The sequence below is a fragment of the Kitasatospora sp. NPDC056531 genome (genome assembly GCF_042794375.1).
Lineage (GTDB): Bacteria > Actinomycetota > Actinomycetes > Streptomycetales > Streptomycetaceae > Kitasatospora.
The window spans coordinates 27,784-39,363 of sequence record NZ_JBHTTU010000063.1 but is presented as its reverse complement, the minus strand read 5'-3'; the positions used below and the strand labels follow the sequence as shown (position 1 = coordinate 39,363).

9 protein-coding genes are annotated in these 11,580 nt (G+C 70.2%); all 9 read right to left on the bottom strand.

What is annotated here, in order from left to right; all coding sequences use genetic code 11:
- Positions 1-451: 451 nt before the first annotated feature.
- Positions 452-2,137: a ribonuclease J gene (locus tag ACFQ87_RS33670; RefSeq protein WP_380614698.1), complete on the bottom strand. Its 1,686-nt coding sequence runs from the start codon at positions 2,135-2,137 to the stop codon at positions 452-454.
- A gap of 169 nt (positions 2,138-2,306) precedes the next feature.
- Positions 2,307-3,206 carry a 4-hydroxy-tetrahydrodipicolinate synthase gene (gene dapA / locus ACFQ87_RS33665; RefSeq protein ID WP_380614697.1) on the bottom strand — a complete coding sequence of 300 codons (900 nt, stop codon included), beginning with the start codon at positions 3,204-3,206 and terminating at the stop codon, positions 2,307-2,309.
- Between the two features lie 214 nt (positions 3,207-3,420).
- Positions 3,421-4,152: an FAD-dependent thymidylate synthase gene (thyX, locus tag ACFQ87_RS33660; protein WP_380614696.1), complete on the bottom strand. Its 732-nt coding sequence runs from the start codon at positions 4,150-4,152 to the stop codon at positions 3,421-3,423.
- A complete protein-coding gene (locus tag ACFQ87_RS33655) occupies positions 4,149-4,607 on the bottom strand; it encodes a hypothetical protein (RefSeq protein WP_380614695.1) in 459 nt (152 codons plus the stop codon). The genes thyX and ACFQ87_RS33655 overlap by 4 nt, the downstream gene beginning before the upstream one ends.
- Before the next feature lie 25 nt (positions 4,608-4,632).
- Entirely contained in the window at positions 4,633-5,379 is a 747-nt protein-coding gene (dapB, locus tag ACFQ87_RS33650) for a 4-hydroxy-tetrahydrodipicolinate reductase (RefSeq protein WP_380614694.1), read from the bottom strand.
- Positions 5,380-5,434: 55 nt separating this feature from the next.
- Entirely contained in the window at positions 5,435-6,787 is a 1,353-nt protein-coding gene (locus tag ACFQ87_RS33645; RefSeq protein ID WP_380614693.1) for a M16 family metallopeptidase, read from the bottom strand.
- A 120-nt stretch (positions 6,788-6,907) separates the two neighbouring features.
- Positions 6,908-9,115, bottom strand: coding sequence for a polyribonucleotide nucleotidyltransferase (locus ACFQ87_RS33640; protein WP_380614692.1), 2,208 nt, complete (start codon positions 9,113-9,115; stop codon positions 6,908-6,910).
- A gap of 471 nt (positions 9,116-9,586) precedes the next feature.
- Positions 9,587-9,877 (bottom strand): 30S ribosomal protein S15, encoded by a 291-nt coding sequence (gene rpsO, locus ACFQ87_RS33635; protein WP_030062424.1) that lies wholly within the window; start codon positions 9,875-9,877, stop codon positions 9,587-9,589.
- A gap of 240 nt (positions 9,878-10,117) precedes the next feature.
- Complete coding sequence (gene eccD / locus ACFQ87_RS33630) at positions 10,118-11,575, bottom strand: type VII secretion integral membrane protein EccD (protein ID WP_380614691.1); 1,458 nt, start codon at positions 11,573-11,575, stop codon at positions 10,118-10,120.
- Positions 11,576-11,580: the final 5 nt, after the last annotated feature.

The following is an 11,580-nucleotide window of genomic DNA, read 5'->3' as shown; positions in this document are numbered from 1 at the left end:
CCGCGTTGAGCGGCACGGCAACCACCGGAATAGGGCGGCCCCGCGCACTGCGTCCTCGCTAGTGTTATTTCAAAAGGAATCTCCAACCCCAGGAAACCCTGAGGCCGGGGATGTCAACATATCTGGCGTTGACTTTTGGCACGCTGTTGAGTTCTCAAGGAACGGACGCTTCCTTCAGGCCGCCTTCCAGCGGGCCCTCCGGGCGCTTCGTTCTTTCGTGTTTCCAGCTTATCAGATGTTTTCCGCTCCGTTTACCGGAGTTTCATTCATCCGATTTGGCTTTCGCCTTTCGGCGCTCCCGAACTCTATCAGAGTTTCTCGGTCCGTTTTCCCGGCCGTTCTCGAATTCAGATTCGAGGACTTCCTTGGGGCTCGTCCCGTGGGGCAACCCGGAGAACATTACGCACCGGGTTGCCCCACGTCAAACCAGCCTCAGCGGGTCGGAGGAGGCTCAGACCTCGACGACGACCGGCAGGATCATAGGCCGACGGCGGTAGTTGTCCGCAACCCACTTGCCGATGGTCCGGCGGACCAGCTGCTGCACCTGGCGGGGCTCCAGCACGCCGTCGCTGGCCGAGCGGTCCAGGGCCTCCTGGAGCTTGGAGACCACCGGCACGAAGGCGCTGTCCTCGATGCCGGAGCCGCGGGCCTGGATGGTCGGACCTCCGACGATCTTGCCGTTGGTCGAGTCGACCGCGACGAAGACCGAGATGAAGCCCTCCTCGCCGAGGATCTTGCGGTCCTTGAGCGAGGCCTCGGTGATGTCGCCGACCGAGGCGCCGTCCACGTAGACGTAGCCGGCCTGCACCTTGCCGACGATCCGGGCGACGCCCTTCTCCAGGTCGACGCAGACGCCGTCCTCAGCGATGACCACGCGGTTGCGCGGCACACCGGTGGCGATCCCCAGCTCGGCGGCGGCCCGCAGGTGGCGCCACTCACCGTGGACCGGCATCAGGTTGCGCGGCTTGCAGATGTTGAAGAAGTAGAGCAGCTCGCCGGCCGAGGCGTGGCCGGAGACGTGCACCTTCGCGTTGCCCTTGTGCACGACCTTGGCGCCCCAGCGGGTCAGGCCGTTGATCACGCGGTACACGGCGTTCTCGTTGCCCGGGATGAGCGAGGACGCCAGGACGACGGTGTCGCCCTCGACGATGCGGATCTGGTGGTCGCGGTTGGCCATCCGGGAGAGCGCCGCCATCGGCTCGCCCTGCGAGCCGGTGCAGATGAGCACGACCTCCTTCTCCGGGAGGTCGTCCAGCTGCTTGACGTCCACGATCAGGTTGCCGGGGACCTTCAGGTAGCCGAGGTCGCGGGCGATGCCCATGTTGCGGACCATCGAGCGGCCGACGAAGGCGACCTTGCGACCGTACTCGTGGGCGGCGTCCAGCACCTGCTGGATGCGGTGCACGTGGCTGGCGAAGGAGGCGACGATGATGCGCCGGTCGGCGTTCGCGAAAACGTTCCGCAGCGCCGCCGAGATGTCCCGCTCGTGCGGGATGAAGCCGGGGACCTCGGCGTTGGTGGAGTCCACCAGCAGCAGGTCCAGGCCCTCCTCCGCCAGCTTGGCGAAGGTCGGCAGGTCAGTGAGGCGGCCGTCCAGCGGCAGCTGGTCCATCTTGAAGTCGCCGGTGGCCACGACCATGCCGGCGGGGGTGCGGACGGCGACGGCGAGCGCGTCCGGGATGGAGTGGTTGACCGCGATGAACTCGCAGTCGAAGGGGCCGATGCGCTCGCGCTCGCCCTCCTTGACCTCCAGCACGTACGGCCGGATGCGGTGCTCGGCGAGCTTGGCCTCGATCAGCGCCAGGGTCAGCTTCGAACCGATCAGCGGGATGTCCGGGTTCTCCCGGAGGAGGAAGGGGACGGCGCCGATGTGGTCCTCGTGCCCGTGGGTGAGGACGATGCCGTCGACCTTGTCGAGGCGGTCCCGGATGTAGCTGAAGTCCGGGAGGATCAGGTCGACGCCGGGCTGCTCGTCCTCGGGGAAGAGGACGCCGCAGTCGACGATCAGGATGCGGTCCCCGTATTCGAAGACCGTCATGTTGCGGCCGATCTCGCCGAGGCCGCCGAGCGGAGTGATACGGAGGGCGCCCTCCTTCAGGGCCGGGGGCGCGCCGAGTTCGGGGTGCGGGTGGCTCAAAAGACTCTCCTCACGACGCACGCCATATGCCCGGGGTCCTCCCCTGGAGACATATGGCGTGCGTACTCAGTGTTGTTTTCCTACCGGGTCGGTGCTCTCGCGCCTTCGGTCCGGTCCAGCGGCGGTCCCGTGAGGGTCCGGCGAGCCGGGGCGCGCACGTCTGTGTCTGCTAGAGGTGTACCCCGCCGGCGGCGAGATCCTGCTTCAATCGGTCGATCTCCTCGGGCGTCGCGCCGACCAGTGGCAGCCGCAGCGGGCCGGCCGGCAGACCCTGGAGCCCCAGCGCGGCCTTGGCGAGGATCACGCCCTGGGTGCGGAACATACCCGTGAACACGGGCAACAGGCCCTGGTGGATCGCGGTGGCCTTGGCCACATCACCCGCCAGGTAGGCCTCGATCATCGTCCTCAGCTCACCGGCCACCACGTGTCCGACGACGCTGACCACGCCGACGGCCCCGACCGACAGCAGCGGCAGGTTGAGGATGTCGTCGCCGGAGTACCAGGCGAGGTCGGAGCGGGCGATCGCCCAGGCCGCGGCGCCGAGGTCGCCCTTGGCGTCCTTGTTGGCGACGATCCGCGGGTGCTCGCCGAGCCGGACCAGCGTCTCGTGGCTCAGCGCGACCCCGCTGCGGCCCGGGATGTCGTACGCCATGACCGGCAGGCCCGTGGCGTCGGCGACCTGCGTGAAGTGCCGGTACAGGCCCTCCTGCGGGGGCTTGTTGTAGTACGGCGTGACCACCAGCAGGCCGTGCGCCCCGGCGGCCTCGCCCTGGCGGGCCAGCTCGACGCTGTGGTGCGTGTCGTTGGTGCCGACGCCGGCCACCACGTGCGCCCGGTCCCCGACCGCCTCCACCACGGCGCGGACGAGCTGGGCCTTCTCGGCGTCGCTGGTGGTCGGGGACTCGCCAGTGGTGCCGTTGACGACGAGGCCGTCGTTCCCGGAGTCGACGAGGTGCGTGGCGAGGCGCTGGGCGCCGTCGAGGTCGAGTCCGCCGTCGGCGGTGAACGGGGTGACCATCGCGGTCAGCACCCGGCCGAACGGCGTCTGGGGGGTGGAGGTCGGAGCCATGGGTCCAAAACTACTCGTAGGTGGTGGGGCGGTACCCATGCCGGTCCAGGGTTCGGACAGGTGTAGCAGGTCAGGGGCAGGAGATGGGATTCCGGTACTGCCCGCTCGGGGGTTCAGGCAGCACCGGAATCCGTGGTCACGAATCTAGGGAGCGGCTAGAAAAGCCGCAATCCAGACATGCCAGATACTCTGCCCATATGCCTGTCGTCCCAGGTCAGGGGGCGACTCGACCGTGCTTCTCGAAGGCCGCATGGGTGAGCGGCATGAGCTGGGCCCACTGCTGCTCCATCTGCTCGGCGACCATCTCGATCTCGCGCTGCGGGAACGACGGCACCGCCGAGTTCTCCCGCCTGGTGCGCAGCGAGAGGAAGTGCATCAGCGAGCGCGAGTTGCAGGTCGCGTACATCGAGGAGAACAGGCCGACCGGCAGCACCGCGCGGGCCACCTCCCGGGCCACGCCCGCCGCCAGCATCTCCTGGTAGCGCGCGTAGGACTCGCGGTACGCGGCCTCCATCGCCCCGGTCGTGGTCTTGTGCTGCTCCGGGGTGCCCTCGGTGAACTCGTACTTGCCGGGGCGGCCCTGCTGGACCAGCATCCGGTCCTCGCCGGGGACGTAGAAGACCGGCTGCAGCTCGCGGTAGCGGCCGGACTCCTCGTTGTACGACCAGCCGCTGCGGTGGCGGTGGAACTCGCGGAACACGAAGATCGGCGCGCTGATGAAGAAGGTCATCGAGTTGTGCTCGAAGGGCGTGCCGTGCCGGTCCCGCATCAGGAAGTTGATCAGGCCCTTGGACTTCTCCGGGTCCTGCTGGAGCGCCTCCAGGGACTGCTCGCCCGCGGTCGAGACCCGGGCCGCCCAGATGACGTCCGAGTCGGCGGCGGCGCTGCGGACCAGCTCCACCGTCACGTCGCTGCGGAAGCTGGGGGCCGTCGGTTCGTCGCTCACGCGTTACTCCTTGCGGGTTCGGTGCTGTGCAGCTTGATGGCGTGCTGCATGGTCTTACGGGCGCGCGGGGTGTCGCCGGCGTCGGCGTACGCCACGGCGAGGCGGAACCAGACCCGCCAGTCGCCGGGCGCGGCCTCCGCCTCGACCTGGCGGCGGGCGAACACCGCGTCGGCCGAGGCCCGGTCGATCCGCCCGCCGGTGGTGCGCTTCAGCTCGTCCACCGGCAGGCCGCCCTCGGCCTCCAGCTCGTGGGCGAGCTGCTCGCTGGCCCGGCCGAAGCGGACGGTCTGGCGCAGGAACCAGACGCCGATCACCGGGATCACGAAAGCACAGATGCCGATGCCGATGCCGAGCGGCTTGCCGGTGGCGATCAGCTGGACGCCCTCCCCCACGCAGAGCAGGGCGACCACCAGCAGCACGCCGGACAGGACGAAGAAACCGGTACGAGAGGTCATGCCACTCTCCCAGGAATTAGCACAGTCACAGGTCCAGGAAGTGTTCGAGGCCGAAGGTCAGCCCCGGCGTCTCGACGACCTTGCGCACGCCCAGCAGGATGCCCGGCATGAAGCTGCTGTGGTGCAGCGAGTCGTGCCGGATGGTGAGCGTCTCGCCGGTGTCGCCGAACATCACCTGCTGGTGGGCGAGCAGGCCGCGCAGCCGTACGGCGTGCACCGGCACCCCGTCCACGTCGGCGCCGCGGGCGCCGGGCAGGCTGTGGGTGGTCGGGTCCTGCTGCCGGGGGCGGCCGGCCTCGGCGCGGGCGGCCGCGATCAGCTGGGCGGTGCGGGTGGCGGTGCCGCTGGGGGCGTCGGCCTTGCGGTCGTGGTGCAGCTCGACCACCTCGACCGACTCGAAGTACCGGGCGGCGATCTGGGAGAACTTCATGCCGAGGATCGCGCCGATGGAGAAGTTCGGCGCGATCAGCAGGCCGAGCTCCGGGGCCTGGCCGAGCCAGCCGCGGACGGTGGCGAGCCGCTCGTCCGTCCAGCCGGTGGTGCCGGTGACCACGTGGATGCCGTGGTGCAGGCAGTAGTCGAGGTTGCCCATCACCGAGTCCGGGTGGGTCAGCTCGACGACGACCTGGGCCCCGGCCCCGGTCAGCTCCTCCAGCTTGGAATCGCGGCCGAGGGTGGCCACCAGCTCCAGGTCCGGCGCGGCCTCGACGGCCTTGACCGCCTCGGAGCCGATCCGGCCCTTGGCGCCGATCACGGCGACACGCAGCGTCATAGCGAAAGTCCTCTCACCAGCAAACTCAGACCAGGCAATCCCGGACCGGGCAATCTCAGACCAGCAGATCCGCGAGCTTCGCGGCCCGCTTGTCGTTGACCGGGCCGATCAGTGCCAGAGACGGCCGGTACGCGCCCAGCACATCACGGGCCACCGCATGGACGTCGTCCAGGGTCACGGCCGCGATCCGCTCCAGCATGTCGTCCACCGACAGGTGGTGCCCGTAGCTGAGCTCGGCCTTGCCGATCCGGTTCATCAGCGACCCGGTGTCCTCCATGCCGAGCACGGTGGAGCCGGAGATCTGGCCGATCGCGCGGTGCAGCTCCTCCTCGGTGATGCCCTCGGCGACCACCTTGGCCAGCTCGGCGCGGCAGATCCGCAGCACCTCCTCGACCCGCTTGGGCTGGCAGCCGGCGTAGATGCCGAACAGGCCGCTGTCCGCGTACGAGGAGGAGTACGAGTAGACCGAGTACGCCAGCCCGCGCTTCTCCCGGACCTCCTGGAACAGCCGGGAGCTCATCCCGCCGCCCAGGGCCGCGTTGAGCACGCCCATCGCCCAGCGGCGCTCGTCGTGCCGGGGCACCCCGGGCACGCCCAGCACCAGGTGGGCCTGCTCGGTGGAGCGGTTGAGCACCTCGACCCGGCCGGCCGTGCGCAGTGCCTTGACACCGCGGCGGGCCTCGGCGGGGGCGGCGGTGGAGCGGGCCAGCACCGGGGCGAAGGCCTGCTCGACCTGCTTGACCACCTTGCGGTGGTCCAGGTTGCCAGCCGCGGCGACGACCAGGTGCTCCGGGCGGTAGCGGCGGTGGTAGAAACCGGCGACCTGGTCCCGGGTGAGCGCCTTGATGGTCTCCTGGGTGCCGAGGATCGGGCGGCCGAGCGGGCCGCTGCCGTAGATCACCTTGGCGAACAGGTCGTGGACCACGTCACCCGGGTCGTCCTCGGCCATCGCCATCTCTTCCAGGATGACGCCGCGCTCGGCCTCCACGTCCTCGGTGCGGATCAGCGAGCCGGTGAGCATGTCGCAGACCACGTCGATGGCCAGCGGCAGGTCGGTGTCCAGGACCCTGGCGTAGTAGCAGGTGTTCTCCTTCGCGGTGAAGGCGTTCATCTCGCCGCCGACCGCGTCCAGGGCGGCCGAGATGTCCAGCGCGCTGCGCCGCTCGGTGCCCTTGAAGAGCAGGTGCTCCAGGTAGTGGGTGGCGCCGTTGAGCTGCGGGGTCTCGTCCCGCGAGCCGACGCCGACCCAGATGCCGAAGGTCGCGGAGCGCACCGTCGGCAGGGTCTCGGTGACGACCCGCAGGCCGCCGGGCAGTACGGTGCGGCGCACCGTGCCGGCGCCGTCGACGCCCTTGAGCAGGGTCCGGGTGGTGCCGGGTCGCTGCTTTACCGCCGGGGCCTGGGCCACGGGGGATACCTCCAGACAAAACGCACGTGGAAAAGGCACGTGCGGACGAACGCGTGGACAACAGGGTGCGGCCCGCACGCCGGGAGGCGTACGGGCCGCAAGGGGTCAGCTAGCGGCGCTTCACTCGGAAGCGGCCTCGCCGCCCTCCTCGCCCTCGATGACCGGGATCAGGGAGAGCTTGCCGCGCGGGTCGATCTCGGCGATCTCGACCTGCACCTTGGCGCCGACGCCGAGGACGTCCTCGACGTTCTCCACGCGCTTGCCGCCGGCCAGCTTGCGGATCTGCGAGATGTGCAGCAGGCCGTCCTTGCCCGGCATGAGCGAGACGAACGCGCCGAAGGTCGTGGTCTTGACCACGGTGCCCAGGTAGCGCTCGCCGACCTCCGGCATGGTCGGGTTGGCGATCTGGTTGATCGTGGTGCGGGCGGCCTCGGCGGCCGGACCGTCGGCGGCACCGATGTAGATGGTGCCGTCGTCCTCGATCGTGATCTCGGCGCCGGTGTCCTCCTGGATCTGGTTGATCATCTTGCCCTTGGGGCCGATGACCTCACCGATCTTGTCCACCGGGATCTTGATGGTGATGATGCGCGGCGCGTTCGGGGACATCTCGTCCGGGGAGTCGATGGCCTCGTTCATCACGTCGAGGATGTGCAGGCGGGCGTCGCGGGCCTGCTTCAGCGCGGCGGCCAGCACCGAGGCCGGGATGCCGTTGAGCTTGGTGTCCAGCTGCAGCGCGGTGATGAAGTTGCGGGTACCGGCGACCTTGAAGTCCATGTCGCCGTACGCGTCCTCGGCACCCAGGATGTCGGTCAGCGCGACGTAGTGGGTCTCACCGTCGATCTCCTGGGAGATCAGGCCCATGGCGATGCCGGCGACGGCGGCCTTCAGCGGCACACCGGCGTTCAGCAGCGACATGGTCGAGGCGCAGACCGAGCCCATCGAGGTGGAGCCGTTGGAGCCGAGCGCCTCGGAGACCTGGCGGATGGCGTACGGGAACTCCTCGCGGGTGGGCAGCACCGGCAGGATGGCCCGCTCGGCCAGGGCGCCGTGGCCGATCTCGCGGCGCTTGGGCGAGCCCACGCGGCCGGTCTCGCCGACCGAGTACGGCGGGAAGTTGTAGTTGTGCATGTAGCGGCGACGCGTCTCCGGGGAGAGCGTGTCCAGCTGCTGCTCCATGCGCAGCATGTTCAGCGTGGTGACACCCAGGATCTGGGTCTCGCCGCGCTCGAACAGGGCCGAGCCGTGGACGCGCGGGATGGCCTCGACCTCGGCGGCCAGGGTGCGGATGTCGGTGACGCCGCGGCCGTCGATGCGGATCTTGTCCGTGATGACGCGCTCGCGGACGATCTTCTTGGTCAGCGCGTTGTAGGCGGCGCTGATCTCCTTCTCGCGACCCTCGAACTCGGGGAGCAGCTTCTCGGCCGCAACCGCCTTGACGCGGTCCAGCTCGTTGTTGCGCTCCTGCTTGCCCGGGATGGTGAGGGCCTGGGCCAGCTCGTCCTTGACGGCGGCGGTCAGCGCGGCGAGGACGTCGTCCTGGTAGTCCAGGAAGACCGGGAACTCGGCGGTCGGCTTGGCGGCCTGGGCGGCCAGCTGCGACTGCGCGGCGCACAGCACCTTGATGAACGGCTTGGCGGCCTCGAGACCGGCGGCCACGACCTCCTCGGTCGGCGCCTCGGCGCCGCCCTCGACCAGCTTGATGGTCTTGTCGGTGGCCTCGGCCTCGACCATCATGATCGCGACGTCGCCGTCCGGCAGGACGCGACCGGCGACGACCATGTCGAAGACGGCCGACTCCAGCTCGCTGTGGGTCGGGAAGGCGACCCACTGGCCCTTGATCAGCGCGACGCGCACGCCGCCGATCGGGCCGGAGAACGGCAGGCCCGCCAGCTGGGTGGAGGCGGAGGCGGCGTTGATGGCGACCACGTCGTACAGGTGGTCGGGGTTGAGCGCCATCACGGTGCAGACGACCTGGACCTCGTTGCGCAGGCCCTTGACGAAGGACGGGCGCAGCGGGCGGTCGATCAGGCGGCAGGTGAGGATCGCGTCCTCGGAGGGCCGGCCCTCGCGACGGAAGAACGAGCCGGGGATGCGGCCGGCGGCGTACATCCGCTCCTCGACGTCCACGGTCAGCGGGAAGAAGTCGAAGTGCTCCTTCGGCTGCTTGGACGCGCTGGTGGCCGACAGCACCATGGTGTCGTCGTCCAGGTAGGCCACGGCGGAGCCGGCGGCCTGACGGGCCAGACGGCCGGTCTCGAAGCGGATGGTACGGGTGCCGAAGGAACCGTTGTCGATCACGGCCTCGGCGTAGAACACGTTCTCTTCCACCTGGAAGATCTCCTCTTTCGTACGTCTCCGGGAGAGCGCCCCCGCGCACTGCCTTGCGTTTGGCCCTGGGGCCCTCCTGCCAGGGAGGGCGGCAGTCGGGCCGGTCTTCGATCGAAGCCTCCGGCGTGCCCCGCTCGACTGCGGGGGTTCCGGGGGCCACTACCGAGGACCGGCGCCTCACGGCTGCCGGGCCGGGACGGGCGGTTCGCGTCTGGACGCTCTCTCGGATGCGGGCGGCTTCCGTTTGAAGCCTTCGTCCCGCGGGGGGTTTCGGGTCTTTCTGCCCGGGTGGCGCGCTGGTGCGCCATCACCCGGCATGCCCACAACCCTACGGTGCAATCCTCGGCCACCTGGGGAGGTGCGCGCGAGTTGTTATGTCCGGGTACCGCGGGCGGCGAGTTGTCGCTGGCCGCCGCGGCATACGCGCGAGGGGCGGCTCCCCGGTGTGGGGAGCCGCCCCGAGCGGCGTTCTCAGCGGGCGCCGCCGGCGGCACCGCGGCGGATGCCCAGGCGGTCGACGAGCGTACGGAAACGCTCGATGTCCTTCTTGGCCAGGTACTGCAGCAGGCGACGGCGCTGGCCGACCAGGATCAGCAGACCACGACGCGAGTGGTGGTCGTGCTTGTGGGTCTTGAGGTGCTCGGTCAGGTCCGAGATGCGACGGGACAGCATGGCCACCTGGACCTCGGGGGAGCCGGTGTCGCCCTCCTTGGTACCGAACTCGGCCATGATCTGCTTCTTGACGTCAGAGGCGAGAGCCACTTGCAACTCCTTCAAGGTCTTACCGAGCGGTCCTGGTCGACAGCACAGGACTCTGCGAGAACTCGGTGTCGATGAGCGCGGCCCGTACCCTTCCGGATTCGTCGCTGGGCGACCCGCCGGGGGCGGACACACGGCTGCGCTCGGAGGCCAAGCGTACCAGTGCCGCCCACCCGGCTGGCCGGCGGGCCTCACGAGGGGTGGCGGAGCACTTCCCGACAAGGGTGGTGGCGGGCGACGGGGTCAGCCGGTGGCGCCGCGGACCAGCCGGTAGATGTTCAGGACGGCGAGCGCCAGCGGCACCAGGGACATCAGGGTGAGGCTGTCGACCAGGTCCAGGATGCGCCCCCAGAACGGGGAGACGCCGAGCCTGGGCACCACCAGGGCGATCGCGGTGAGCAGCGCGGCGCCGAAGGCGATGGAGGCGGCCAGCCAGATGGTGCGCAGGTCGAGCTCGGTGGAGGAGCCGGCCGCGCGCAGGACGAACTGCGGGGTGTGCAGGGACAGCCCGACGATCAGCAGGCACAGGCCCAGCAGGCCGGCGACGGTGAGGCTGAGGACCTGCGCGGTGTAGCGGAACAGCCGGGCGCGCAGCATGGTGGCGATGCCCAGGGCCAGCGCGAGCACCTCGGGGAAGGTCCGGTCGGTGAAGGCGAGGACGGCGCAGGCGCCGACCACCACCGCGGCGCAGCCGCCGACCAGGCCGACCAGCACCTCGTGGCCGCGGCGCGCCTGGTGGGCGATCTTCTCGTACTGGACGGCCTCGGCGCGCTCGGCCTCCTCGTCGTAGTCGCGGCTGCGGGTGCGGGTCTGGCCGGGGGCGCTGAAGCCGACCGGCAGCCGGGCGAAGCGGGCGGAGAGGCTGGGCAGGAAGCCGACCGCGGCCACGGCGGCGACTCCGGCGACGGCGGCGATGTTCCCGGCCGGGGTGCCGGGCATCAGCACGGCGGTGAAGGTGGCGAGCGAGCCGGCGGTGGCGACGAAGGCGGCGGCGACGAACACCGCGTCCTTCTCGGGCAGCAGTCCGGCCAGCAGCACGGCGACCACCAGGACGGCGACGCAGCCGGTCAGGAACTGGAGCCGGCCGGGGCCGTCCCACTTGTGGGCGACGGCGAGGATGCCGCTGCCGCCGATCATGGCGTGCGGCAGCGCGCCGAGGCCGAGCGCGAGGGCGGAGTGGGCGTCCTGGTAGACCCGGGCGCGCACCCCGGCGAGCGCGGTGAGCACGACGGCGGTGACGCCGGCCAGGATGCCGGGCAGGCCGTGCATGTCGTGGCGCAGGTCGGAGAACCAGAGCGCGAAGCCGAGCAGGGTGAGCAGCACCCCGGTGCCGATCAGGCCGAAGCCGCGCATCAGGTCGACGGTCCAGAACCGGCGGTCGGCCTCGACGGCGCCGGCGATGGCGTCGGCGACGTCGTCGTAGACGGCCGGCGGGAGGGACTCGGCGAAGGGGCGCAGCGCGAGCAGGTCTCCGTCGCGGACCTGCTGGGCGGACAGTGGCAGGCTGCTGTCGAGCACCGTGCCGTCGCGGCGGACCAGGTGGAAGCCGGTGGGGGCGCCCTCGGGCTGGCTCTGCTTGGCCAGCCGCAGCACCTCGGGGTAGACGTCCGCGAGCGGGACGTCCTCGGGCAGGGCGACGTCGATCTTGCGATCGGGGGCGACGACGGTCACCCGGCAGTAACCGGTGGCAGCCGCGCTCATGCGCC

Coding starts and splice junctions, on each gene's coding strand:
- dapA (WP_380614697.1), bottom strand. CDS start 3,206: ATGGCTCCGACCTCCACCCCCCAGACGCCGTTCGGCCGGGTGCTGACC.
- ACFQ87_RS33655 (WP_380614695.1), bottom strand. CDS start 4,607: ATGACCTCTCGTACCGGTTTCTTCGTCCTGTCCGGCGTGCTGCTGGTG.
- dapB (WP_380614694.1), bottom strand. CDS start 5,379: ATGACGCTGCGTGTCGCCGTGATCGGCGCCAAGGGCCGGATCGGCTCC.
- eccD (WP_380614691.1), bottom strand. CDS start 11,575: ATGAGCGCGGCTGCCACCGGTTACTGCCGGGTGACCGTCGTCGCCCCC.